General features: G+C 55.0%; 22 protein-coding genes and 1 pseudogene. 4 read left to right on the top strand and 19 right to left on the bottom strand.

Annotated features, from left to right (window positions below; translation table 11 throughout):
• Nucleotides 1-12: 12 nt before the first annotated feature.
• Both nadB and nadA read right to left on the bottom strand, forming a co-directional pair.
• Nucleotides 13-1,611, bottom strand: a complete 1,599-nt coding sequence (nadB, locus tag GXX57_03605) for an L-aspartate oxidase (GenBank protein ID HHV43741.1) — start codon at nucleotides 1,609-1,611, stop codon at nucleotides 13-15.
• A 31-nt stretch (nucleotides 1,612-1,642) separates the two neighbouring features.
• Nucleotides 1,643-2,554, bottom strand: coding sequence for a quinolinate synthase NadA (nadA, locus tag GXX57_03600; GenBank protein ID HHV43740.1), 912 nt, complete (start codon nucleotides 2,552-2,554; stop codon nucleotides 1,643-1,645).
• Nucleotides 2,555-2,841: 287 nt separating this feature from the next.
• Between nadA and GXX57_03595 the strand changes: the two genes are divergently transcribed.
• Nucleotides 2,842-3,891, top strand: a complete 1,050-nt coding sequence (locus GXX57_03595) for a hypothetical protein (GenBank protein ID HHV43739.1) — start codon at nucleotides 2,842-2,844, stop codon at nucleotides 3,889-3,891.
• A gap of 245 nt (nucleotides 3,892-4,136) precedes the next feature.
• Here GXX57_03595 and GXX57_03590 read toward each other — a convergent pair whose 3' ends face one another.
• From GXX57_03590 to GXX57_03565, 6 genes are all read right to left on the bottom strand, one after another.
• A complete protein-coding gene (locus GXX57_03590; protein HHV43738.1) occupies nucleotides 4,137-4,706 on the bottom strand; it encodes a TetR/AcrR family transcriptional regulator in 570 nt (189 codons plus the stop codon).
• Nucleotides 4,707-6,494 (bottom strand): ABC transporter ATP-binding protein, encoded by a 1,788-nt coding sequence (locus GXX57_03585; GenBank protein ID HHV43737.1) that lies wholly within the window; start codon nucleotides 6,492-6,494, stop codon nucleotides 4,707-4,709. It abuts the gene before it with no gap.
• Nucleotides 6,487-8,253 carry an ABC transporter ATP-binding protein gene (locus tag GXX57_03580; GenBank protein ID HHV43736.1) on the bottom strand — a complete coding sequence of 589 codons (1,767 nt, stop codon included), beginning with the start codon at nucleotides 8,251-8,253 and terminating at the stop codon, nucleotides 6,487-6,489. The genes GXX57_03585 and GXX57_03580 overlap by 8 nt, the downstream gene beginning before the upstream one ends.
• Before the next feature lie 100 nt (nucleotides 8,254-8,353).
• Nucleotides 8,354-8,680 (bottom strand): hypothetical protein, encoded by a 327-nt coding sequence (locus GXX57_03575; GenBank protein ID HHV43735.1) that lies wholly within the window; start codon nucleotides 8,678-8,680, stop codon nucleotides 8,354-8,356.
• Nucleotides 8,681-9,027: 347 nt separating this feature from the next.
• Nucleotides 9,028-9,255 (bottom strand): hypothetical protein, encoded by a 228-nt coding sequence (locus tag GXX57_03570; GenBank protein ID HHV43734.1) that lies wholly within the window; start codon nucleotides 9,253-9,255, stop codon nucleotides 9,028-9,030.
• Nucleotides 9,256-9,427: 172 nt separating this feature from the next.
• Entirely contained in the window at nucleotides 9,428-10,282 is an 855-nt protein-coding gene (locus tag GXX57_03565) for a deoxyribonuclease IV (GenBank protein HHV43733.1), read from the bottom strand.
• 252 nt (nucleotides 10,283-10,534) lie between these two features.
• Here GXX57_03565 and pyrE point away from each other — a divergent pair, with 252 nt between their 5' ends.
• On the top strand, nucleotides 10,535-11,080 hold the full coding sequence (gene pyrE, locus GXX57_03560) for an orotate phosphoribosyltransferase (GenBank protein ID HHV43732.1): 546 nt from the start codon (nucleotides 10,535-10,537) through the stop codon (nucleotides 11,078-11,080).
• On the opposite strand, the gene GXX57_03555 is transcribed toward pyrE, so the two are convergent.
• The 4 genes and pseudogenes from GXX57_03555 to GXX57_03540 form a co-directional block, all read right to left on the bottom strand.
• Nucleotides 11,070-11,771 carry a GGDEF domain-containing protein gene (locus GXX57_03555; protein HHV43731.1) on the bottom strand — a complete coding sequence of 234 codons (702 nt, stop codon included), beginning with the start codon at nucleotides 11,769-11,771 and terminating at the stop codon, nucleotides 11,070-11,072. The genes pyrE and GXX57_03555 overlap by 11 nt on opposite strands.
• A 49-nt stretch (nucleotides 11,772-11,820) precedes the next feature.
• On the bottom strand, nucleotides 11,821-12,792 hold the full coding sequence (locus GXX57_03550; protein ID HHV43730.1) for a glycosyltransferase: 972 nt from the start codon (nucleotides 12,790-12,792) through the stop codon (nucleotides 11,821-11,823).
• A 176-nt stretch (nucleotides 12,793-12,968) separates the two neighbouring features.
• Nucleotides 12,969-13,175 (bottom strand): annotated as a pseudogene (locus GXX57_03545) (hypothetical protein).
• Between the two features lie 187 nt (nucleotides 13,176-13,362).
• Nucleotides 13,363-13,719 carry a hypothetical protein gene (locus GXX57_03540; GenBank protein HHV43729.1) on the bottom strand — a complete coding sequence of 119 codons (357 nt, stop codon included), beginning with the start codon at nucleotides 13,717-13,719 and terminating at the stop codon, nucleotides 13,363-13,365.
• A 248-nt stretch (nucleotides 13,720-13,967) separates the two neighbouring features.
• On the opposite strand from GXX57_03540, the gene GXX57_03535 reads away from it, so the two are divergent.
• Together GXX57_03535 and ndk are read left to right on the top strand one after the other, a co-directional pair.
• Nucleotides 13,968-15,638, top strand: a complete 1,671-nt coding sequence (locus GXX57_03535) for a formate--tetrahydrofolate ligase (protein HHV43728.1) — start codon at nucleotides 13,968-13,970, stop codon at nucleotides 15,636-15,638.
• Nucleotides 15,639-15,653: 15 nt separating this feature from the next.
• Nucleotides 15,654-16,070 (top strand): nucleoside-diphosphate kinase, encoded by a 417-nt coding sequence (gene ndk, locus GXX57_03530; protein ID HHV43727.1) that lies wholly within the window; start codon nucleotides 15,654-15,656, stop codon nucleotides 16,068-16,070.
• A gap of 48 nt (nucleotides 16,071-16,118) precedes the next feature.
• Here the strand turns inward: ndk and GXX57_03525 are convergent, their stop codons facing one another.
• The 7 genes from GXX57_03525 to GXX57_03495 form a co-directional block, all read right to left on the bottom strand.
• A complete protein-coding gene (locus tag GXX57_03525; protein HHV43726.1) occupies nucleotides 16,119-16,508 on the bottom strand; it encodes a response regulator transcription factor in 390 nt (129 codons plus the stop codon).
• Nucleotides 16,509-16,687: 179 nt separating this feature from the next.
• Nucleotides 16,688-18,409, bottom strand: coding sequence for a 4Fe-4S binding protein (locus GXX57_03520; GenBank protein ID HHV43725.1), 1,722 nt, complete (start codon nucleotides 18,407-18,409; stop codon nucleotides 16,688-16,690).
• Between the two features lie 34 nt (nucleotides 18,410-18,443).
• Entirely contained in the window at nucleotides 18,444-20,447 is a 2,004-nt protein-coding gene (locus GXX57_03515) for an NADH-quinone oxidoreductase subunit NuoF (protein ID HHV43724.1), read from the bottom strand.
• A 4-nt stretch (nucleotides 20,448-20,451) separates the two neighbouring features.
• The gene (gene nuoE, locus GXX57_03510) at nucleotides 20,452-20,901 is read right to left on the bottom strand and encodes an NADH-quinone oxidoreductase subunit NuoE (GenBank protein HHV43723.1); all 450 of its coding nucleotides are present in this window, start codon (nucleotides 20,899-20,901) and stop codon (nucleotides 20,452-20,454) included.
• A 530-nt stretch (nucleotides 20,902-21,431) separates the two neighbouring features.
• Nucleotides 21,432-22,493 carry a 4Fe-4S binding protein gene (locus GXX57_03505; protein ID HHV43722.1) on the bottom strand — a complete coding sequence of 354 codons (1,062 nt, stop codon included), beginning with the start codon at nucleotides 22,491-22,493 and terminating at the stop codon, nucleotides 21,432-21,434.
• A 212-nt stretch (nucleotides 22,494-22,705) separates the two neighbouring features.
• Nucleotides 22,706-23,458 carry a ubiquinone/menaquinone biosynthesis methyltransferase gene (locus GXX57_03500; GenBank protein HHV43721.1) on the bottom strand — a complete coding sequence of 251 codons (753 nt, stop codon included), beginning with the start codon at nucleotides 23,456-23,458 and terminating at the stop codon, nucleotides 22,706-22,708.
• Nucleotides 23,459-23,511: 53 nt separating this feature from the next.
• Nucleotides 23,512-24,147 carry a redox-sensing transcriptional repressor Rex gene (locus tag GXX57_03495; GenBank protein HHV43720.1) on the bottom strand — a complete coding sequence of 212 codons (636 nt, stop codon included), beginning with the start codon at nucleotides 24,145-24,147 and terminating at the stop codon, nucleotides 23,512-23,514.
• Nucleotides 24,148-24,633: the final 486 nt, after the last annotated feature.

Below are 24,633 nucleotides of genomic sequence, written 5' to 3'. Positions count from 1 at the left end.
TAATCCCCTTTCCTAATCCACAGCACTAAATTCCGGTTCCAACTGATCCCGCTGTAGGATGATATGTTTGCGCCATGCCTCGTTCGGCTCCGGCACATCAGTCCGGAAATGGGCTCCCCGGCTTTCCTGGCGGGTCAAGGCGGCCTTGGTTATGAGCCTGCCGATCAGCAAGATATTCTTCAATTCCAGGGCTTCCTTGCTCCACACCCCAGCCGTCAGTTCCTCCACTTCTAAAGTAAGCTCCTCCAACACCCTTTGGGCCCGGGTTAAGGAGTCGTTGCAGCGCACAAGTCCCACCAAGTCCCACATGACCTTTTGAGTCTGCCCTCTGAGGCGGTGAATTTCCTGATTGTCCCAGGTGTCCTTCCGGGGTAGGGCGGACACATAATCCCTAAACCGGCTGGGATCTGGGAGTATAGGATGGCGCCGGGCAAATTCCACTGCCGCCAGAGCGGCCCGCTGACCAAAAACCACCGTCTCCAAAAGGGAATTGCTGGCCAGGCGATTGGCTCCATGCACCCCCGTGCAGGCCACTTCGCCACAGGCAAACAGGCCCGGAATCGAGGTGGCTCCCTCCAGGTCCGTCTGGACACCACCCATGAAATAGTGGGCCGCCGGAGCCACAGGGATATAGTCTCGATCCATGGACAAACCCTGTTCCTGACACCGGGCCCAAATCGTGGGAAATCTGTTTTTCAAGTGTTCGCTGCCGAGGGAGGTGGCATCCAGGTAGACGAAGGGCGTCTTGGTCTCTTCCATCTCCCGCCAGATGGCACGGGCCACCACGTCCCGGGGAGCTAGATCCTTTAATGGATGGCGCTTCTGCATGAACGGTTCCCCATGGACATTCCGCAGGATCGCTCCCTCACCCCGGACCGCTTCGGAAATCAGGAAACGTTGACTAGTCCCGCTGCCCACTAGCACCGTAGGATGAAACTGGATGAATTCCATGTCCTTGAGCTTGGCCCCCGCCCGATAGGCCAAGGCCATACCATCGCCCGTGGCAGCCTCGGGGTTCGAAGTTTCGGCATAGACCTGTCCTGCGCCACCAGAGCTGAGCACCACCGCCCGCGCCAGGTAAATCTCCAGCTCTTGCTGGGGATTCACCACCAAAACCCCGACACAACGGCCCTCTTGTACCAACAATTCGGCCACGAAATGATCTTCCTTGATGTGAATGTTGGAATGCTCTCTGGTAAGCTGGGCAAGTCGATCACTGATGGCTTTCCCGGTGGAATCTCCCAGGGCGTGTAGGATGCGGCCCTGGCTGTGCGCCCCCTCCCGGGTGAGGGCAATGTGTCCATCTACCCGGTCGAATTCTACTCCTAACCCGATGAGCTCCATAACCCGTTGGGGTCCCTCTTCCACGAGCACCTTCACCGCGGAGCGGTCACACAGGCCCGCCCCAGCCCGGAGGGTATCTTCTTCGTGCAGTTCCGGCGTATCGGGTTCCTTGAGGGCCGCGGCCATACCCCCTTGGGCGAAGTAGCTGTTGCTGTCCTCAAGATCACTTTTGGTCACCAGGATGACATCCCCATGGGCCGCCAACCTCAGGGCAGAAAAAAGGCCCGCGATACCGGAGCCTATGACCAGAAAGTCCGTCTGGTACATCCCTTGATCCATAGATTTCGCCTTCCCTAGTTTATAATGCCAGCATCCGTTCCACTGCGGCCAATGCTCTGCTCCGCAAAGGCTCCTCCACCACCACATGGTGGGTATTGGTCTCAAGGGCGTCTAGTACCATCTGGATACTGGAGATCTTTTTCATATTCGGACACACCAAACCCGGGCTGAGTATAAAGAAGGTCTTGCCAGGGTTCTCCTTCATGAGCCGGTGCAGCAACCCCATCTCCGTACCAATGATGAACTTCTGCGCCGAAGAATTCTTCACGTACTTAAGAATACCAGTGGTGCTGGCTACCTCATCGGCCAAATCCACCACTTCCGGCGGACACTCAGGGTGCACTACGACAATTGCATCGGGATGGGCTTCCCGCGCCCGCTTGACATCTTCGGCCCGCAGCCGGTGGTGGGTAATACAGAACCCTTGCCAAGGGATGATTTCCTTGTCCGTATGGCGCGCCACCCAGCTGGCCAGGTTCTGGTCCGGCACAAACAGGACCCGATCCTGCTCTAGGGAGTTGACCACCTTCACCGCGTTGGCCGAGGTACAGCAAATGTCACTTTCGGCTTTCACTTCCGCGGTGGAGTTCACATAGCACACCACCGCTGCATCGGGATACTCTTTCTTCTTTTCGATCAATGCGTCGGCAGTGGCCATGTCAGCCAAAGGACAACCCGCATCCTTAGCCGGCAGGAGGACGGTTTTGTCGGGATTGAGGATTGCCGCCGTTTCTGCCATGAAATCAACACCGCAGAAGACGATCACCTCGGCATCGGTTTCCCTTGCCAACCGTGCCAGTTCCAATGAATCCCCTGTAAAATCTGCTATATCCTGGATTTCAGGGAGTTGGTAATTATGGGCAAGGATGAGGGCATTGCGTTCTTTTTTCAGCTGTTGGATTCGCTCCTCAATTTCAGCTCTAGTTGACATTACCTTACCCCCATTTAAAGGTGCGTCAAAGACCTGACGCATGTTTTAGTAAATGATAACACATGTATTCCTAACAAGCAATAAGCTGGGATTTCGAAAAGATCACCGCATAAAGCTGCCAATACCTTCGGTATTTCTCCTTGCCTGCAAGGAACTTCCCAAGAAGGGAAAAGGACTCCCGGCACTAAATCAAAAAACCGTTGTCTTTCTCCCACAAGGGGCAGGTAAAACCCCCAGCCTGGCGAATTTGGGTAAGAGAACCATGCAACGTCCTAGGAGGTGGCCCGTTGAATCTGGCACCATATTTGGAAGACCTAGAAGCGCGCATCGATGACAAGGTGGAAGACGAGCTGTTAAATCAATGGATAAAGTTCGTCAATGGGGAGTGGCCGGAGGAGTTCTTCCGTCCCGCCCGTCCGGAAAAATCCCCGCCAAAGATAGACTGGCCCAACATTACCATCAATGAGGCTATTGCTGACCACGATAAGATGATCCTCTCCCAATTGGCCTCCTGTTCTGCGACCTTGGCCGCAGGGACAGGCAAGATGCTCTGTGTTCGCAGCAACTACGGAACCAGCATCCTCCCTTCCCTGTTTGGGGTGAAGCTCTTTTTTATGGACGATCGGTATAACACCTTACCCACGTCGTATCCCATCGAAAACGCTAAGGAAGGTATCCGTGAACTGTTAAAACAGGGAGTGCCCGATCTATCCCGGGGATTGGGGGCCAAAACCTTGGAAATGGGCCAGCGGTTCGTGGAGGTCTTTGCACAGTATCCAAAAATCAAAAAGCATGTGCATATCTACCACCCGGACCTGCAAGGACCCATGGACGTCTGTGAAGTGATCTGGGGTAGTCAGCTTTTCCTAGACATCATGGATGAACCCAACTTGGTGAAGGACTTCCTAGAACTCATCACCGAAACATACATCGCCTTTATGAAAGAATGGCAAAGGATTGTACCACCCCAAACCCCCTGGTCGGTCCATTGGGGTGTGGTGCAAAAAGGGCAGGTTATGCTACGGAACGACTCGGCCGTAAACTTTTCCCCCGGGATGTTCGCCGAGTTCTTCCGCCCCTATGATCAAAGGATTCTTGAAGAGTTCGGTGGAGGATCCATGCATTATTGCGGACGCGGCGATCACTTTGTGGCCCTAGCCGCAGAAACCAAGGGATTGTATGCCTTTAATCTAGGTCAGCCGGAACTCAATGATCTAAAGACCATTTATGAGCACTCGGTGGCCCGGGGCATCCAACTCCTGGACTTCCCGGTGAACTTAGCCCAAAGCTTGCTGGAAGACAACTATCGCCTCTACGGCCGGGTCCACTGCCGCTAATCCTTCGCTAACAGGCCTGTCGCTACAGGAACAGGCCTGTTAGCCTAAACCTCAGTCTTTACATCCTTCTGACATTGTCTTACCCGGAATGGTATAGCGCTTTAGAGACACCGCCCTTTTTCTCCAGAAACTCGTCCTATCTAGCATCCAGATCTGATGAGCACCCCCGGAAAGGGAACCACCGTCACCGTAAGTCTCCCCAAGGGTCAGGTAGATGCCCTCTAAAGGGGGGGTACCCATTGTTCCTACTCGTTAGTCACACCGTACAGATACAACCGCGTCAGTTTCTCCGCCAACTCCTCCAAGGGCACAGTGAATTCCCCATGGAGGGTCGAAGCGTGGATTATATTCACCAGGATGCGGCTGGCCAGATCCAAATCGGGAAAACGCATCTCCCCCCGGTTTTGGGCCCGTTTTAGGATTTCCTCCGCTACATTGGCGATCCTCTGGAACCGGCGCCGGACCAGCTCCCTGCGCCGCGCCCGCTCATTGCCCGCCCCAGGGTCTCCCACCATAGTCCGCCAAAGGGGAGAGTTGTCGGCCAGAAACTCTAAATAGATCGCGATGAAGCTGTGGACCGCCTCGGACAGGGATTGCTCCTTGCCCAGCAAGCTTTCTAGCCGCTGGCATAACTTGTCCTGCTGGTGCTCGATCACCGCATGGAACAGACCTTCCTTGGAGGAGAAGTAATTGTAAACAGTACCTTTACCGGTGTTGGCCAGGGCCACGATTTCATCCACCGTCGCCCGGTGATAACCCTTGGCACTAAAGATCACAAAGGCCGCTTCCAGAATCTCTTCCTTCTTGCTACGCACTTAGACCCCCTCAGCCTTCATCACGGCCCCGAACTGTTTTTGATGCAGCTGGTAGTACAGGCCGCCCTTCTCCAAAAGCTCCCGGTGATTGCCAATTTCCGCGATCTCACCGTCTTGGATCACTACAATCCGGTCCGCATTTTCAATGGTGGAAAGCCGGTGTGCGATAATCACCGCAGTGCGGTCCTTCAAAAGCACCTCCAAGGCCTGTTGAATTAACCCTTCCGTGTGCAGATCTACACTGGAGGTGGCCTCGTCTAGAATCAGAATCTCCGGCTGGCCGATCAAGGCCCGGGCAAGGGACAACAGCTGCCTTTGCCCCACGGACAGGTTGGAGCCACGTTCTGTGAGCATGGTATCAAAGCCATGTTCCAGCTCATTTATAAAAGGCAAGGCGGCCACCTGTTCCGCAGCCCAGCGGATTTCCTCATCGGTAGCATCGGGCTTTCCGAAACGGATATTCTCCTTAATGGTGGCAGAAAACAGGAAGGTATCCTGCAATACAATGCTCACTAGCTTCCGCCAGGAAGCCTGTTCGATCTCCCTCAAATCCCGACCGTCCACGGTGATCCGACCGGAGGTAGGGTCGTAAAAACGACACAGGAGATTGATCATAGTGGTCTTCCCAGCACCAGTGGGCCCCACCAGGGCGATGGTCTCCCCCTTATTGATGGTGAGATTGATGTTCTTCAAGACCGGCTCATCGGGATTGTAGGCAAAGGAGACATTCTCGTAGACAATCTTATCCTTGAATCCATCGATGGCCACCGGTTTGGGGCTATCCTTGATCTCCGGCTCCACATCCATGATCCCAAAGACCCGCTCCACCGCGGCCCCCGCGGATTGTAGCTGGGTATAAATCTGGCTGATGTTCCGCACAGGACCGAAGAACCGCTGGATGTAAGAGATAAAGGCCGCTAGGGTCCCCACGGTCAAGGTTCCCTGCATCACTTGGGTTCCACCATACCAAAGGGCCAGGGCAATACCCACCACACCAATGAGCTCCAAAATCGGCATGAACACCGCAAACAGGTCTAAGGCCCGCACGTTAGCCTCCATGTTTTCCTGGTTGGTCTCCTCAAAACGCTGAATACTGCGTTTCTCCCGGTTAAAGGCCTGGGTGACCTTAACCCCGGAGATGGATTCTTGCAAATTCGCGTTGATCTCCGCCACTTTCCCCCGCACCTGGCGGTGGGCCTGGAGCATGCGCCCCCGAAAGCCAATGGTCACCACAAACATGACAGGCAAGATACTAAAGGTGACCAAGGCCAAGGTGGGATGCATCTCAAACATGATGGCGGCGATGAACACCAGGGTAACTAGATCACTGATCACCGTAATGATCCCCGAACTCAACAGTTCGCTGAGGGTATCCACATCGTTGACGACCCGGGACATGATCTCCCCGGCCTTCCGTTTGGTAAAGAAAGACAGGGAAAGCCTCTGCAGGTGGGAAAACAGATCCCGCCTGAGGTCCGCCAGGGACCTTTGGCCCGACAGGGCCATCCACACCGACTGGCAGTAAGAAGCCACCCAGGCCGCCAGGAAGGTGCCCAGATACAATAGGGCCGTCTTAGTCAATCCCAACATATCACCATTGTGGATATTCTCGTCGATGGCGTGTCGCAAAAGAAGCGGTTGCACAAGGCTAATCCCCACCCCAGCGAACATCATGATCGTCGCCCCAATTAGCAGATGCTTGTAAGGCAAAACATAACGGAATAACCGTTTGAACATCTGGGGGTCCAAGGGGCGCTTTTCATCATCCAAATGAGCTTGTCTAGGCATCCCCCGCATAACCTAGTCCCCCCTCCTCTTCTTCCACGGCACCAAACTGCCGGCGATAAATCTCCTGGTAAAGACCAGGCTGTTTGATCAGCTCCTCATGGGTTCCCTGTTGGACCACCACGCCCTTGTCTAGCACCACGATGATGTCCGCATTCTTCACCGTGGAAAGCCGCTGGGCAATAACAAAGGTGGTGCGCCCGGCGATGAGGGTATCCAGGGCCTGTTGAATCAGATATTCGGTCTCCGTGTCCACACTGGACAAAGAGTCATCTAGGATCAGAACCGCCGGATCCATCAAAAGGGCCCGAGCAATGGAGATGCGCTGTTTCTGGCCTCCAGAGAGATTCAGGCCCCGTTCTCCTACCAGGGTATCATAGCCCTGGGGCAGGGAGACAATGAAGTCGTGAATCTGGGCAGCCTTAGCCGCCTGCTCGATCTCCGCCTGGGTTGCATCGGGCCGTCCGAAGGCGATGTTTTCCCGAATAGTGGTAGAAAACAGGAAGGTCTCCTGCATCACCATCCCAATGTTCTGGCGCAGATCCGCGATCTTCAGTTCCCGGAGGTCAGTGCCGTCGAACCGGACCACACCCCGGTCAGGATCGTAAAAACGCGGAATAAGGTTTATCACCGTGGATTTCCCCGAGCCCGTACCACCCAACAAAGCCACCGTCTGCCCCGGTTCCACCTTTAGATTGAAGCCACGCAGCACCGGTACATTATCCCGATAGCTGAACCACACATCTTCAAACTCAATGGCACCCTTGGGATTCTTCAAAGGCTTGGCATCGGGCGCCTCGGTGATGTCAGAGGTGGTATCCAGGATCTCAAAGATACGGGTGCCGGCGGCCACCGAACGTTGCAACATGTTCCACTGCCAGCCCAGCATCCGCACCGGCATGATTAACCGCATCAAAAGGGAGTTGAAGGCCACAAGGTCTCCTACGGTGAGTGTGCCCTGCATGATCTGCCAACCGCCATACCAGATCAGCACCGCGGTTCCCAAGGCAGTCAGGGTGTTCATCAGGGGGACATAGAAGGCGGAAACCCTAGTCATCTCCAGGTTACGTTCCAAGATCCCCTGGTTTTCCTTTTCGAACTTCTGAACTTCTTCTTTCTCACGGCCGAAGGCCTTCACTACCCGAATCCCTGTGATATTCTCCTGCAGTACCGTATTCATCTGGGCTAGCTGTTCCTGGATCCGTTGGAACTGGGGCCGGATGACCTTACCGTAGTGCAAGACTGTCCATAGCAACAGGGGAATGGTCAGCAACACCAGCAGTGTAAGCCGCCAATGCATCGTTAAAAGCATCACAAGCACTGTAACGAATACAAACACGTTGTTGATCAACCTTGTAAAACCAAGACCCAAAAAGCGCCGCAGGGTTTCCACGTCGGCAGTAACCCGGGACATCAGCTGTCCGGTCTGGGCCTGATCATAGAAAGAGAAGGGCAGGTTCACCATGTGGGAATACATATCGTTCCGCAGTTGGTAAATCACCCGCTGGCCGAGCCGTCCCGACATGGCACTTTCCGCGAAGACCAGGAGGGCATTGACCACACTAACACCTAAGATGAGCATGATACCCTTCAGGAGCACCCCTTCGCTACCGGAACCGTCGGAGATTAGGTCAACAATCTGTCCGGTCAGACGGGGTACCCACAGTCCCAATGCGGCAGATCCCAGCATGCACACCAACACGATGAGCACGTAAAACCACATGGGTTTCAGGTACCTTAGCAAACGCAACAACACTGACAAGGGAATCTCCACCCCCAAGCTAGACCGACTAGTCAGTCAGCAAATGAAAGTTATACCCATCCATACTAATTCGACGGAGGCGGAGAAATTCCTGCCCCGCCTAGCCCAATTTCAGGCCAATAAAGAATCCTACCACAAAGCTGCCAGCCACCGGGATAAAACCACCGAAATTAGCGGCCCAGCTTTGCAGTAACGCGCCAAGCCCGCCTGAGGTTTCCAGGAACGTGTTATACGATGCTTCGATGGTGGCCCAATGAATCGTGATCACATCCAACCGTTCCAAGGTCACTCCAACCAAAACCAAGACCCCAATCAAAAGCAAGAGAACCTTTAACGTTTTTTTCGCTAGGTAGCCGACGGCCAGTCCCAACAGAACCCCCAGACTGATTTGTCCACCGATGATCCCCCAGTTCACATTCTCCGGCATCAGACCCACCTCCTCGCCAAAAAATGTTGTCGACCCACTGTGCAGGCACTACGCCAAAAACCTTGACAACCACGTAGAAACTCCCCGGGTAATGGTCCAGCTTTCTCGCAAAATTAGGGGCTCTCCTGGGAAAACAAAATCGGCAGGTAAATTGGAACCCCGGCCCTGGGCGATACTTGGGATAGGTCTCCAGAGGATGCCACTTGCTTTCTTTTTCCCACCAAAGGCGTCAACTTAGATGCCCCTAGGACCGGCGTCTAGACAAGCGGGGTCAATTGTTAACGGTGAGGTTGAAAAGACCGGGCTTTCCAAGGGCCCCTGCCTTTCACTAAGAAGGAACCCCGAAATTAGACCTTCCTGGCCGCGGTAATGACCTGGTGAGATGCTGATGTTTGCCCAGCCTCTAGTAATATATGCCCGGCCCAGGGCCCTGGTGCCCGCGCCAGACCCATGGGCCGACCACCCCAATCGGGTGACTTGCGGAACAGCGCCTTTGGTCCCGGGATACTGCTGAAAGCACCACCGGACCGCAAATCCACAGGTAATGCCGAGGCATCGCACATAAACTGATGCACCGGATCTGTACCTTGTCCTCGGACAACTGACCCTTTGCCTTCCAAAAACCCGTCGCCTTGGAATCACTATGTGGTTGTCAAGGTACGAGATTTGTCATCACCATCGGCTCGTCCTTTTCTTCTCCTGTTCTATATTTACCCAGTAATTGACCGCTTCCTTCATTAAATTTCCCTAATCTGTGTTTGTTTGTTGTGCCCACAATTCCCTAAGCAGGGCAATCTCCTTGGCGTAATCCCGGTAATCATCCTGGGGAGTCTCCAACACCCAAGGCAGACGAGCAATTTCGGGAACCTGCATCAAATTGGCGAAGGTCTCCAGCCCCAGCTCCCCTTCGCCGAGGTTCGCGTGCCGATCCTTCTTGCTGCCCAAGGTAACCGCCGCGTCGTTGACGTGGAGCATCTTCACCTTGGCAAAACCCACAGTCTTTTCTATATCCTCCACCAGGATAGCTACCCCCTGGGGGGTGCGCAGATCGTAACCGGCCGCAAACAAGTGGCAGGAATCGAGGCAGACTCCCACCATCTCAGGATGCTTCACCAGATCCAGCACCGCCCGTAGGTGGGCGAGGGTGCCGATCTCCGTTCCCCGTCCCGCCATGGTCTCTAGAAGCAACATCGTCTTGCCGCCAAAGCCTTCAAAGGCTTGATCAATAGCCGAGGCCAAGCGTTTGATCCCCGCGGCCTCTCCCTTGCCCAGATGGGCCCCTGGATGGGTGACCAGGTATTCCACCTCCGCCGGAGAAAAACGTCGCAGATCCTCATAGAGCACCCGGCAGGCAAAGTCCCACAGGTCCTCCTTCGGGGTTGCCAGATTTACTGTATAGGGAAAATGTCCCACAATCTCCCATTGATCATACTTCGCCCGATCCTCCCGGAAGCGGACAATTTCATCGTCGGCAATGGCCCGGGCAGCACCGCCCCGGGGATTCCGGGTGAAAAACTGAAAGGTGTTCGCCTGAATTTCCACCGCCATCTTTACAGCATGATCTAAACCCTTCGCAATGGACAAATGGGCTCCAAGCCGCAATGGAATTCCTCCTTCGTTTCGGCCCCGAGGATCACTCCTGGAAACACCGCTAAGTACTCTATCCCTTCGCCACAGGCCCTCCTTTTCCTTTGCGCAGCTTGGTATTGCCCTCCTGTGCTTCCCTCGCATCGGTTCATCCTACAGATGGGTCGCCTGCTTTGCTGCGGACTAAGCCACGTGTTATAATTTGGTCGTACTTAAGGGCGCCCGGCTGTGTTTTTCGGGCAGATCAAAAGAAAAGGAAAGATCAACATGGTTCAAGAACAATGGCGCAAGGAACTGCTGGAAGAGATTAGGACAAAGGCCTATCAAGAAGGAGAGTTTCGCCTGGCTTCCGGGGCCATCAGCAACTACTACATCGATTGCCGGAAGATCACCCTTTCCCCGGCAGGCTGGTTGATTGGGAAAATCATGCTGGAAATGGTGAAGGACCTGAATCTGGATGCCGTAGGCGGCTTGACTCTAGGGGCGGATCCCATCATCGGCGCGGTCACTGCCCTGTCCTATGAGACACCCACCCCCCTGAAAGGGTTCATCGTACGCAAAGAGCCCAAGGGCCATGGGACCGGTTCGTTGATCGAAGGACCCCTGACCCCAGGAGATCGGGTCCTGATCGTGGACGATGTCCTCACCAAGGGCGGCTCCATCCTGAAGGCCATTGAGGCCGCGGAACAGGCCGACTGCACGGTGGCCAAGGTGCTCGTGGTCGTCAACCGCAAACAAGGCGGCGATCAGCTACTTTTAGACAAGGGATACGACTTCTCCGCCATCTTCGATATAGACGACATCAGGGGCTAGCTTGGCCAGCGGCCACCTCCCCAAAGCCCCAGCCGCCGGGAGGATAAATGGCCACCCGGTTCTTCTGCAGTTTTGCTTGGTACAGGGCCCGATCCGCCCGCTCATATAGCTGGGTATACCAATTGTCTCCCGCCGCCTGGAGCCCTGCCACACCGATGCTGGCGGTAAGCTTCGGGCCCTTGGCACCACTTTGCTCCTCGATTCCCCGCCGGATACGCTCCGCGACCCCATAGGCCCTTTGGAAATTGGTATTGGGGAGCAAAACGGCAAATTCATCACCGCCGATACGGGCCGCGATCCCCTGGGCGCCACTGGCTTCCTGGATAATGGCCGCGACCTCCTGCAGCATGGTATCCCCATGTTGATGTCCGTTGACATCATTGCAGGCTTTGAAGTTGTCCAGATCCAAAAGGATCAGGCTCACGAAGCATCGTTGTTCCCGAGAGCGTTCCATCACCGCCTCTAAACGCCGCCGGTTCCCGATCCCCGTCAGAGGATCCTGTTCCACCAAGGGGAGCAATCTCTGCAGGGCTGAGGCCAGATAACCAATAATACTCAAGAAGGCAAACAAAGGTAGGGCCAGGACCAGTGGGTGCAGCAACCCTCTACTGACTGCAACCAAAAGGGCCAACATCAGCAGACTCAACAAACCACAGCAAGTATACAGATGGAATGGTCTTAGGTTTCCCATGGCAATCCCTCCCCTTCCCATTGTCGACAGAAACAATATAGATTATACATTACTGGGCTTGGGAAAGAGTGCGCAATTCCTTCAGGTAGGTATGGACCGCGGTAAGCTCACAAAGTAGGTTCCGTAACCATTTAATTTTCCGTCGGTGGGACCAGTTGATCAGCTTCTGGGTGGCAGGCCGGCGCGGCCAATCGCCCAGGAAGATCACCTTAGCCAGCCAAAAACACAGAGGCATATTCATCGTGGCCATAGCCGTACGCAAAGTAGGGTGTTTCTGGTGGTAGAGTATAGCCATCCGGGCCCGGGCCTGTTCTTTCTTGAGGCGCCCGGGCAGGGTATCGGGTGTTAACTCCGCAGATAAGTGGTAGGTCACCGCGCGGGGCTCCTTCTTGCCATCCAGACCCAACTGACGCAGCCGTGCTCCCAGCTCCAAGTCCTCCCATCCGTATTCCCTAAACCGGGGATCGAAAAGCCCTGCCGCCAACAACCACTCCCGCTTCACCGAAGCATTGCCGGTGGCCAGAAAGGCGCGAGAAAAATCTAGCAGTTTTCGATTCTCCTCCACGGGATAGGTGTGTTTATACGTATGGATGAACACACCGGTGACCACCAGTTTGTCCCGATCATGGGCCAGATAATGGGCTTGTACAAACTCAGGGGAACAAACCATGTCGCTATCCAAAAAGATCACCAAAGGTGCACGGCTTTCCATGACACCGAGATTGCGCAAGGGACCCGGGTTCCTTGGGAAATTGATACGATCCCGCTGGACCCGTAGAAGGACCACCGGGTAATTGACGGGAAACCGCTTCACCAGTCGCGTAGTCCCATCCACTGAACCGTCATCTACGATGATCACCTCAAAGGGGACCACGGTGACTTGATCCTTCAACGACTTCAGGACCAACTCCAGAGTATGGCGTCGGTTATATGTAGGAATCACAATACTTACCTCTGGGGGCTCGTCTTCAGTCCTGCCCCGTTCCCAGCGATAGATGGGCTGGGGATAAAGCTCTTGCACTATGTTACCTCCCAAAAAACTCCGGGCCCCTTGGACCGCGCATCTCCGGCACCGTCGGCACAGTTTATCTAGAGATATTTTGCCTTCCTGTCCAGGACGGTGTCGGCGTCCTGTTCTTCCAATTGCCTGCGTTTCATGGCAGATTCAATGGCGGCATTGATTCCTCCGGCTGTATTATACGCGTCGATAATACCAAACAGCCAGAGGATCGGGGTGGTAATCCAACCTACGGTGAAACTAGTCCCCCACCAGGAAAGCGCATACAGGATGATTAACCCAATGCCTTTGGAGACCTCACCGTTATAAATCTGCCCCACTCCAGCGCAGATCGCAGATAACAAGGCGGCTTTCTTCGGATCCTTGTAACCCTGACCTTCCCGCATCTTCCCTCACTCCCGACTGTCTGCGACCGCCGGTGCCTATTCTCTTGTAACAATATTATTCGGCAAAGGATTCCATTAATCCTTGCCCGCAGACAAATCCGGTAAAGCCTTCCTAAAAATTCTCGTCGCCTGCGCTATCCGTCCTACGGTTTACTTCCCTTACGGGCCAGTGGCGCAAAGCCTGGGACTAGGATTCCCATCTCGATGACTTCGGCCACCTCCCTGAGGGAAACCGGTACCACATCAAACAAAGTCCCAAAAACAGGCTCTCGATTCGCTCTCCCTCCTGCAGAAGTTTACACTCCACTTCCGCTTGGGTCTTCACCCTCGCGGGCCGGTCTCCTACCAGTTCCACAATACAGACGGTACCCCGTGCAGTAGCCCAATCCGCCTGGGGGAAGGTCGACTCGAAGTCACAGATGACCGCAATTTGGGGCGAAGACTGACGATGTTCCGCCCAGATCTGGTTCAACTTCTGACGGATGACCCCGACACCCCAAAGTTCCCAGAACACGGTCCCGCGCTCTGCCACGATAGTTGGCATTTTTCTTTCTCCCCAGTATCTTCTTTTTACGACCAGTAGGATCCCCAACCCCCTCCGGTGCATCGGGATCGGATTTCCGGCTATTCTGTTATCAGACGTATCTTTTCTTTTATTCAGGGTAATCCCTAATTGCCAGGTATACAGATCCCGGGGGAAGGATTCCCCGCGGCCCTTACCGAAATAATCCTTCAATGGCACAGGCAATAAATGGGGGAAGCACAAAACTGGCAGCATAAGGAGGAAGTCGCATGCTAACCGATATTGAAATTGCCCAACGGGCTAAACTACTGCCCATCCAAGAAGTGGCAGCTAAACTGGACATCGCGCCCGAAGACCTGGAACCCTACGGACATTACAAAGCCAAGGTGAGTTTGGATCTTTACCGAAGGCTAGCGGATCGGCCCAACGGGAAATTGATCTATACCACCGCGATCACCGCCACCCCGGCGGGAGAAGGGAAGACCTGCACCGCCATCGGTCTCACCCAAGCCCTCGGAAAATTGGGTAAAAGGGTGGCCGTTTGTCTGCGGGAACCCTCTTTAGGACCCACCTTCGGGATCAAGGGGGGCGCCGCGGGCGGCGGATACAGCCAAGTGGTACCCATGGAGGACATCAATCTGCACTTCACTGGGGACATCCACGCCATCGGCACCGCCCACAATCTCTTGGCCGCTGTGTTGGAAAACCACATCTTCCAAGGCAATGAATTGGGGATCAATCCCAAAAGTGTCCTGTGGCCCCGGGTCATGGACATGAACGACCGGCAATTGAGGAATATTGTGGTGGGCCTGGGCGGACCCAAGGATGGTGTGGTCATGCCTGGACGCTTCGACATTACAGTGGCCTCGGAGATCATGGCGATCCTCTGTTTGACCTCGGATCTGGAAGACTTGAAAAGACGCCTCGGGAACATCCTGGTGGGCTTCACCTATGAGGACACCCCCGTCTATGCCCGGGATCTGAAGTGTGTAGGGGCCATGGCCACCTTACTTAAGGATGCCATTAAGCCCAACCTGGTCCAGACCCTAGAAGGACAACCGGCCTTCATCCACGGTGGCCCCTTTGCCAATATCGCGCACGGGAACAATAGTGTCATCGCGACCAAGACTGCGTTAAAGCTGGCTGATTACGTCGTCACCGAGGGCGGCTTCGCAGCGGATCTGGGTGCAGAAAAGTTCTTCGACATCGTCCATGGCTATGCGGGGCTCACCCCCGATGTGGCGGTGCTGGTGGCCTCGGTGCGGGCCTTGAATATGCACGGAGGAGTGCCGCACCATGCCGCGGCAGAAACAAATCTAAACGCCCTGGAGGTGGGTCTGGCCAATCTGGACAAACATATTGAAAACCTCACGAAATTCGGCCTGCCGGTGGTAGTGGCCCTGAACCAGTTCCCCACCGATACACCGGAGGAATTAGAGTTGGTCATGGATTATTGCCACAGTCGGAATGTGCGGGTGGCCTGCTCCCAAGTGGTAGCCAAGGGTGGGGCCGGCGGTATCGAACTGGCCGAGGCCGTATTGGATGCCTTGGAGTATGAGACTCCCCATTTCCGCCCATTATATTCCTGGGATCTGCCCATTAAGACCAAGATGGAGATCATCGCCAAGGAAATCTACGGAGCCGGTGAAGTGGTCTATACGGATCAGGCGGAAGCAGCAGTCCGGCGTTTTACGGAGCTAGGCTACGACAAACTGCCCCTGTGCGTGGCCAAGACCCAGCACTCCCTCAGTGACAATCCCGCCTTGAAGGGGGCACCGAAGAATTTCACCCTCACGGTGCGGGAGATACGCGCTTCCTTGGGGGCCGGTTTCCTGGTACCCATCACAGGACAAGTGTTGACCATGCCAGGGTTACCTAAGGAGCCTGCGGCCACCAAGGTGGACATCTTCGCCGACGGAACCATCACCGGACTGTTCTAAAAAGAGGTGAGAAACGTGTCCAATCAGGAAAGGACCTTGATTTTCATCAAACCGGAAGCGGTAACTAGGGGACTGGTGGGAGAAATCTTATCTCGCTTTGAGCGACGGGGAATTGTCATTGAACATCTGCAGATGGTACAGATCACGGAGGAGCAGGCCCGGGCCCACTATGCCCATCATCAAGACAAACCCTTTTTCCCGGAACTACTCCGGGCGGTGACCAAGGGACCGGTGGTTTTCGCCATTCTCCGGGGCCCCCGAGTAGTGAGTGTAGTTAGGACTATGGTGGGAGCCACCAATCCGGCGGAGGCACTTCCGGGCACCATCCGCGGGGATTTTGGTCTCGACGTCAGCGACAATGTGATACACGCCTCCGACAGCCCAGAAAACGCCCAAGCGGAAATCGCCCGGTTTTTCCCCCATTTGGCTTGACTTGACTAAAAAGGTAGAATGGGTCCACGGCCCATTCTACCTGATGAATCAGTTTTTCAGCAGGGAATTTACCCAGCGGAGCAATTCTTCGGCGTTCACCGGCTTTTCCACGTAGGCATCGGCCTTAATCCACTTCTTTTCCTGCTCATCGTTTAAATTGAAGTGGATCCCCTTCTTCCGGCCAAGGTTGGTCAGAATCATGATCGGCACATTCGCGTACTTGCCACTCTTCAGCTCATGGCACAACACAAAGCCCGCGTCGGCATATTCCATCACCACATCCAGGATCACCAAGTCGAACGATTGTTCCGCCGCGATTTTCCGCGCCTCTTCCCCGGAGTAAGCTTTCACCACTTCATAGCCAGCCGCTTCCAGGATACCGGCACTGGCCTCGAGAAATTCCCGATCGTCGTCTACCACAAGAATCCGTTGAGCCATCTTCTTTCACCCTATCAGTTCGTATTTTATCTATTCTTCTTTGCCCCTTGGATGAATCTGAGAAATCGTTGTATGATCATCTTCACCATTGGAGGCTGTTTTCCTGCCGAAGCCCTTTGCAATTAATCTATAAACGGCAGAGGGCCCAAGGTCATCCTTGGGCCGTCCATCCCTCCACACTAACAAATGCCCCGCCGCACGTAGTGGGTATGCAGCAGTTCATGGGCCTTCTCACTGCCAGGCTCGCCCAGGAATTTCTCATACAAGGCCTGCACCGCGGGGTTCTCATGGGAGAACCGTAGCTTGGCCTTCCGATCCAAGGCGTAAACCGCCTCTTGGCGCAACTTCTTGGCCTCCATACCCCGGCCGAAGGACACCGGCTGTCCGCCGCCAGCAATACAGCCGCCGGGACAAGCCATGATCTCCACGAAGTGGTACTCCTTCTTGGGCAAAGCTTCCTCCATCAGGTACCTGGCCGCACCTAGACCATGGGCCACGGCACAGCGGATCTGTTTGCCGCCCAGCACCAGTTCCACTTCCTTAATATTCTCCAGACCCCGCACCGGTGTGAACTCAATCTGTTCCGGTAGCTTTCCTTCCACGAGGTAATACACAGTCCTGAGGGCCGCCTCGGCCACACCACCGGTGGTGCCAAAAAGCGCCCCGGCACCAGTGGAGGCACCCAAGGGATCGTCAAATTCCCCAGGGGGCAGTTCGGTAAAGCTGATGCCTGCCTGTTTGATCATCAAGGCCAGCTCCCGGGTGGTGAGTACCGCATCCACGTCCCGCCCAGCGGCCCCTTCCATCTCGGGCCGGGTAGCCTCGAACTTCTTGGCGGTACAAGGCATCACCGACACAACATAAATGTCCTCCGGATTGATCAGCTTCTGTTTGGCATAGTAGGTCTTGATCACCGCCCCGAGCATCTGTTGCGGTGATTTGCAAGTCGACAGATTGGGCAAGTAATCAGGATAGAAATGCTCTATATACTTGATCCAACCGGGACTGCATGAGGTGAGCAACGGCAAGTTCTCCCCGGAGCTCAGCCTTTGAATCAGCTCGGTCCCCTCTTCCATGATGGTGAGGTCAGCACTGAATTGGGTATCGAAGACCGCATCAAAGCCCAGCTGCCGCAGGGCCGTGACCATCTGACCGGTGACATTGGTCCCGTAGGGCAGGCCAAATTCTTCACCCAGGGCTACCCGCACCGCCGGAGCCACCTGGACTACCACGTGTTTCGCCAGGTTCCGCAAAGCCCCAACCACCTGGTCAATGGAACGCCGCTCCCGCAAGGCACCGGTGGGACAAACCAGGGTACACTGGCCACAGTTCACGCAGGACGTGTTGTGCAAGTCCTCGGCAAAGGCGGGTAAAACGATGGTGTCAAAGCCCCGGCCTACAAACTCAATGGCCCCAACGGTCTGGATCTCTTTACAAACCCGCACACAGCGCCCGCAGAGGATACACTTGTCCGGATCCCGTTCGATACTGGGACTCGTACTGTCCATGGGATAGTGCCGTTTCCGGCCGATGAACTTTCGCTCCATAATCCCATACATGCCTGCCAACTCCTGCAGCTGACAAGCACCGTTCTTGGGACAATACAGACAATCATCGGGGTGATTGGCCAACAACAGTTCAATAATATGCCGCCGGGCCTGTTGCACCCGGGTAGCATGGGTAGAGACCTCCATGCCCTCCGCCACCGGATAGGCACAGGAAGGCACCAGACCACGCATGCCCTTCACTTCCACACAGCAAATCCGGCAGCTACCGGAGGGTTTCAGTTCCTCCAGATGACAAAGGGTCGGGATGTCGATCCCTAGGGTTCTAGCTGCCTCCAAAATGGTGGTGCCCTCCGGCACCTCCACTTCTTGGCCGTTAATACGCAGTTTAACCATCTTATCCATCTTCCACCTCTCCCCTCCTAGCCGCCTAGCTGGCCACGATTGCCCCAAAGGGACAAAACTGCATGCAGGCCCCACAGCGGATACACTTGTCGGTTACGATCATGTGGGCATGTCCCTTCTCCCCGATAATCGCCTCTTGGGGGCACCGTCGCACGCAAAGACCGCATCCCCGACAGACTTCGGGCACAATCCGGTAGGTAAGCAAACTGCGGCACTGGCCAGCAGGACATCTCCGTTCAAAGACATGGGCATCGTATTCGTCGCGGAAATACCGCAGGGTGGACAAAACAGGATTGGGAGCCGTCTGACCAAGACCGCAGGCCGCAGTATCCTTGATGGTCTCCGCCAGTTTCTCCAGCTCCACCACACTTTGGAACCGCACCAAGGTATCATCGCCGGTCTCATCGGCCCGGGCCGAGACAATTCGATCCATGGTCTCTAGGATGCGAGCTGTCCCTTCCCGGCAGGGGATACACTTACCACAAGACTCCTTACAGGTGAAGCTAATGAAGAACCGGGCAAAATCCACCATGCAGGTCTGCTGATCCACCACCACCAGACCACCGGAACCCATCATGGCCCCAGCCTTGAGCAACGACTCGTAGTCCACCGGGGTATCCAACAGTTCCTTGGGTAGACACCCACCGGAGGGCCCCCCGATCTGCACCGCCTTGAATTCACCGTTATTGGCAATCCCACCACCGATATCAAACACGATCTCGCGGATGGTGGTTCCCATAGGCACCTCAATGAGCCCTGTGTTGTTCACCTTGCCGGTCAAAGCAAAGACCTTGGTCCCCTTGCTCGTCTCCGTACCGATGGCGGCGAACCACTGGGCCCCTTTCTGGATGATGGTGGACACATTGGCGAAGGTCTCCACGTTATTCACGCAGGTGGGTTTGCCCCAGAGACCTTCCTTAGCCGGATAGGGCGGACGCGGTCTAGGCATGCCCCGTTTACCCTCGATGGAGGCAAGGAGGGCCGTCTCTTCACCGCAGACAAAGGCTCCCGCCCCGGTCTTGATCTTCAAATGGAAATTGAAGCCACTGCCAAGGATATTATCCCCGATGAGGGTCAGCTCGGCCATGTTCTTTATGGCCTGTTTTAGTTTCTTAATAGCCAGGGGATACTCCGCCCGGACGTAGATATACCCCTCGGTGGCGCCCATGGCATAGGCGGCAATGAGCATACCCTCCAAGACCCGGTAGGGATCCCCTTCCAAAAGACTGCGGTCCATAAAAGCACCGGGGTCTCCTTCGTCGGCATTACACACCAGGTATTTCTTATCTGCGGACTCTGCCGCGACAAATCCCCATTTCCGTCCCGTGGGAAATCCTCCGCCACCACGGCCCCGCAAGCCCGCCTCAGTAACGGTCGCGATCACCTCTTGGGGCTTCATCTCCTTCAGGACCTTAGACAGGGCACTGAAACCACCCCGATGGACGTATTCGGACAAGGAATCGGGATTGATCAAACCACAGTTGGCCAAAGCCACCCGCTTCTGCTTGGCAAAGACGGGCAGATCATAAATCAAGGGGACTTTCTGTTCAGGGATCTCCCCTTCGATCTCTCCCCCATAGGGGAACCGACCAATGGCCATCTCCATGGGTAGCACATCATTTTGCAGGTATTCAATCAGGAGGGGCACCTTGTCCTCGGTCACCGGGCCGAAGGATACCCGGGGTCGATTAGGCTTCTGTACATCTACAAGTACTTCCCGGAAGCAAAGCCCAATGCACCCCACCTGCTTAAACTCCACATCAAGGCCTGCGGCTTCCACCAGCTCATGCAGCTTGGTCCAGACCCTATCGGCGCCGGAGGCCAAGCCGCAGGTCCCCATCCCCACACTCACCACCGGACGGGACAGCTTTAGTCCGTCCAGGACCGCCCGGATCTCCTGCCGTTTTGCTCGACAGGCGGCATCATCATGGCAGAGGGGTCCTTCCAACCGACAGGTAATATAATCCCGACAGGGATTCTCCTGGGAATGAGTACAGCGGTCACAGCATTTAGACATTAATGTACGCATCTTTCTACCCCTTTTTCCTGTACAGATTGATCATCTTCAGTACAGATTTTGGCGTGAGTTTGCCGTGGAACTCTCCGTTCACCATCACCACAGGCGCCATACTACAAGCCCCTAAACAAGCCACTGTCTCCAGGGTAAACAATCCATCGTCGGTGGTCTCCCCTGGACGGATCTCGAGTTCCGACTCCAAGGTCTGCAGAATCTCCGCCGAACCCCGCACGTGGCACGCGGTACCGCAGCAGACACTGATGGTGTACTTTCCTAAAGGTTTGAACCGGAACTGGTTGTAGAAAGTAGCGACACCATAGACTTCGGCCGTAGACAGGCCCGTATGCACAGCAGCCGCCACCAAGGCTTCCCGGGGCAGGTATCCGTACTTATCCTGGATATCCTGCAGGATCGCAATCAAGTTGCCCGGCTCTTTGCTGGCATACTTGCTAAGGATTTCCGTCATCCTCGTATCGGTGACGGGTTTCCCGCACTGACACTGAGTAATGCTCACCAAGACTCCTCCCCTTCTCTTCTCCACATACAGAGGATTTTTTGGGTTTCAAGAAAAACAGAGCCCCCTCTGCCCCAGGGCAGATAGATAGCTCCTATGTAACCTTTGTGCTTGTGAACACTTTCACAAAGCAGGTCCATAAAAATATAGTTTCCCCCACGTCAACCTCGAGTATACTACAAGGCATGTTGGGCGTCAACTGTTTTCCCAAGCTCCAAGATTACATGGCCAAGGGCAATCCCCCCCCCCTCCTGTTGCAATCGTCCACGGGGCAACAGCTACGGCCTACACCAGAACACAGTGATTGGGTTACGAGGTTCTCCATATTTCATCCTTTCTTTCACAAATCAGAAATTCCAGTCTACAAGAAGAAAGGATTCTACAATAATTCAAGCTACAAATCGGGGCTATGGGACCCTAGCCCTGGTCAGATCTAGTTGGAAAGTGGAAAGACACTATCGAAGGACAAAGTCGGCCTATCTTCAGATCAAGTAACCCTCAGCCAGATCGCGGTTTCGGGCACAGGTAGGACAAATCATCTCGGCTCCCACGGGAACCGTGACCTCTCGGCCGCAATAACTACATGCACCGGTACGGAAACGGGTCAAGACCCGCGGTTGTTGCTGTTGGAAATGGCCCGTATTACCCCTTTGCACCCGCAAAGCCTCCTCGGGGCACCAGCTGGCGCACAGGCCGCATTTTATGCACCGATAAACATCGAAGGTCAAGACAGCCTCCTGCTCCCCGGACTCCAACTTCAAAGCCCCGGTGGGACACACTTTTTCACAATAACCACAGCCGGTACAAAGCTCGGTCCGCAGTTTGATATTGCCGTAATCATACCAGGAAAGGGATAAGGGTCTTCTCGGTTTCAGCTGCCCTAGAGCCTGGGCCAAGATCTCCCGTTTCTCCAGACGCCACTGGGGGTTACTGGCCGTACTTAAAACCCGGAGTCTTCCCTTTAGCCGACGTTTCAGCTTCCTAAACCGCCGACGGACCCGGGGAAGCATGGGGATCTCCGTCGCGTCAGACAAGGTGATCCGCAGGGACTTGCGTGCACTCTTCAGAAACTGCCGGGCGCAGCGGATGCGCCTTTTGGCGGTTCGTAAGTTTTTCTTCTCGGCACAGGCGGCACAGGGAGCAATCACCAATTCCACCACCCGCACAGGACTTAGGGCTCCCAGACCCACCAGAAGACATTCGTTAATCCAGCCCAGGCAGGGCACTACTAAGTCCCCAGAACCGGCCTCGGCCCGTTCACAGACGATCCGCAGTTCCTTCTGCCCCTGGGCCCGCTTCAAGGCCGCCGAAAACCAGTGCAGGTAAGAAACATCCGCCAAGCGGACGGCTTCCACGGGGCACACATTGACGCAGGCACCACATCCGGTACATTTCTGCTGGTCAATCTGGAACCCGTGACTCAGATCGATGGCCCCGGTAGGACATACCTCCCGACAGGCACTACAGGAATACTTCGTCATTTGATTTGCAAGGCACTGTTGCGGTTGAATCAACAAATAACCTGCGGTCCGCCTTCTGCCCAAGGCTAATCCTCCTTAAGACAACACACAGAATCCCCCGTGAAAAGCCGGTGCACCCAAAGTCCTTGCCCCGCAGATACCGGTTGGCTGAAGGGAGACGTTCTGCCTAAAGGCCTGAATGGGTAAACCCTGTCGGTGGGAGTTGCTTAGATTGATTATAACACAGTTTCTGCAGGTCGTCTTTACCCGGGGTCTTAGGGAGGAAGACTTCCCGCCTAACGCAAGGCCTTCAAGATGCCAAAGGTCCCCCCCAGGTAAGTCCGCGAGGATACCGTCGAGAACACCTCGGCAAACATCCTCCTCAAGGTACCCACATCCGGGAAGGTAAGCAAAGACGTAGGCAGATAGGAGTACTCACCCCCCGGGATAAAAAAGGACGCAAGCCTCGGCACCACCCGGTGAAGATAGAACCGGCTGAAGGGGGAAAGCAGGCTTCCTGTAGGCTGAAACATATCCAGGCATACAAAACAGCCGTCGGGTTTGAGGATCCGGCACACCTCCTGGAGAACCGGGGAATAGGTGGGAATGTTCCGGAGCGTGAAACCCATTAAAACCCGGTCCGCAAAGGCATCGGGAAAGGGTAACGCCCGGGCATCCCCCACCACAAACTCCACCTTCTCCTGCAAACCTCGGTTCTGGACCTTTCTTTGGGCCACCTGAAGCATCGGAGGGCAGAAATCCACGCCGTACACCTTGCCCTCCGACCCAAGGTAGGTCGCCGCCTTCACAGCCAATTCCCCGGTGCCACTACCCACGTCCACCACGATGGAACCAGGCTGGATCTCCGCCAGCAACACCGCCTGCCGCCGCAGGTAGTCGTCCAGTCCCGCGGTCAATACCCGGTTTACCAAATCATATCTATGAAAAATATTGGAAAAAAGCTGTCGCACTTCGTCGCCGCGGTCCTGGTGACAACTCATCGCCACCCGGCGCCAACGTTCATGTAGACTGCGTTCCCTCAAACCCATTCTTCAAGGGAAAACCCCTTCCCTAACCCCTTCCAACGGTGCTGCGCCTTCGCCTAGCTGGTATAGTAAGCCAAGCGCTGCATCTCCAGACTAAAGTCCGTACTGGTAAGATGTACCCCTTCCGGAACGGTGATGTTGGCCGGGGCAAAGTTCAAGATCGCCTTAATCCCTGCGGCCACCAGGGCATCGGCCACCATCTGGGCACTGGCAGCGGGCACGGTGATAAGGCCCATCTTGAGATCGTACTTACGGACCTTCTCTGGTATTTTGTCCAGTGAATCGATCACTATACCGTCCACATGGGCACCAATCTTGTTCGTGTCGTTATCGAAGAGCGCGACAATATGGAGGTTGAAATGGGTCTCATCCTGGTACCGACGATGTACATAACGGGTCAAGGCTAGGCCTAAGCTACCAACGCCCACCAAGGCCACCGGCACCTCTTTATCCAGATTGAGGATCGCCTTCAGACGATTGCGCAAAAACTCCACATCATATCCAACGCCCTGTTTGCCGAATTCACCGAACCAGGCTAAATCCTTCCGCACCAGGGAAGAACTGACTCCGGCTCGCTCGCCTAGTTCCTGGGAAGAGATCAGCGGATTTTCCTCGGTCTTCTTGTACTCATCTAACACCCGCATGTACAACGGTAACCGGCGCACCACAGCATCGGAAATTTTCCTCCTCATGCACACAACCTCCCTCGGTTTGTAAAGTTATATATATGACTGCCCCACTGGAAAGTATAACCTTGACGGTCCCGCCTGCTGAGGCATCCCTTGAAACAGCCGAAGGAAGATAGGTTCTCCGGCAAGGAAACCATCCATGGTGCGAACACCTGCGGGCAAAGCCCGCCATGAATAGTTTGCTGGGTTAGTTTCGCCCTCCCGCTAGAGAAATCCTCTTTGGCCGATAAAAAATTGACATCAATACCGATGGATGAATCCCATCTTTTGCAGTTATAGTCAGAAACAGAGGTCTCAAACCCTTGGTACGAAAGGGTTTGCAGACCTCTGGCCATGTCGGCGTTATGTAGGGGAAAATGTCATTTTTTACCTCGCCCAGAATTTTTTTGATGTCTCCCAGACGCAGACGTTTCTTAGCAAAATCAATGCCTAGGGCTTCTCCGATAGCGTCAGAGATTTCACTTCGGTAGTCGAACAGATAAACGTTTT

The sequence above is a fragment of the Bacillota bacterium genome (assembly GCA_012839765.1).
GTDB lineage: Bacteria > Bacillota > Limnochordia > DUMW01 > DUMW01 > DUMW01.
The sequence above is the reverse complement of the archived record's forward strand: the minus strand, read 5'-3'. Positions and strand labels throughout refer to the sequence as shown.

Excerpts from the sequence above, each read along its gene's own strand:
- nadB (HHV43741.1), bottom strand. The coding sequence starts at position 1,611 with ATGTACCAGACGGACTTTCTGGTCATAGGCTCCGGTATCGCGGGCCTT.
- nadA (HHV43740.1), bottom strand. The coding sequence starts at position 2,554 with ATGTCAACTAGAGCTGAAATTGAGGAGCGAATCCAACAGCTGAAAAAA.
- GXX57_03585 (HHV43737.1), bottom strand. The coding sequence starts at position 6,494 with ATGCCTAGACAAGCTCATTTGGATGATGAAAAGCGCCCCTTGGACCCC.
- GXX57_03575 (HHV43735.1), bottom strand. The coding sequence starts at position 8,680 with ATGCCGGAGAATGTGAACTGGGGGATCATCGGTGGACAAATCAGTCTG.
- pyrE (HHV43732.1), top strand. The coding sequence starts at position 10,535 with ATGGTTCAAGAACAATGGCGCAAGGAACTGCTGGAAGAGATTAGGACA.
- GXX57_03555 (HHV43731.1), bottom strand. The coding sequence starts at position 11,771 with ATGGGAAACCTAAGACCATTCCATCTGTATACTTGCTGTGGTTTGTTG.
- GXX57_03540 (HHV43729.1), bottom strand. The coding sequence starts at position 13,719 with ATGCCAACTATCGTGGCAGAGCGCGGGACCGTGTTCTGGGAACTTTGG.
- GXX57_03535 (HHV43728.1), top strand. The coding sequence starts at position 13,968 with ATGCTAACCGATATTGAAATTGCCCAACGGGCTAAACTACTGCCCATC.
- GXX57_03525 (HHV43726.1), bottom strand. The coding sequence starts at position 16,508 with ATGGCTCAACGGATTCTTGTGGTAGACGACGATCGGGAATTTCTCGAG.
- GXX57_03520 (HHV43725.1), bottom strand. The coding sequence starts at position 18,409 with ATGGTTAAACTGCGTATTAACGGCCAAGAAGTGGAGGTGCCGGAGGGC.
- GXX57_03515 (HHV43724.1), bottom strand. The coding sequence starts at position 20,447 with ATGCGTACATTAATGTCTAAATGCTGTGACCGCTGTACTCATTCCCAG.
- nuoE (HHV43723.1), bottom strand. The coding sequence starts at position 20,901 with ATGACGGAAATCCTTAGCAAGTATGCCAGCAAAGAGCCGGGCAACTTG.
- GXX57_03500 (HHV43721.1), bottom strand. The coding sequence starts at position 23,458 with ATGGGTTTGAGGGAACGCAGTCTACATGAACGTTGGCGCCGGGTGGCG.
- GXX57_03495 (HHV43720.1), bottom strand. The coding sequence starts at position 24,147 with ATGAGGAGGAAAATTTCCGATGCTGTGGTGCGCCGGTTACCGTTGTAC.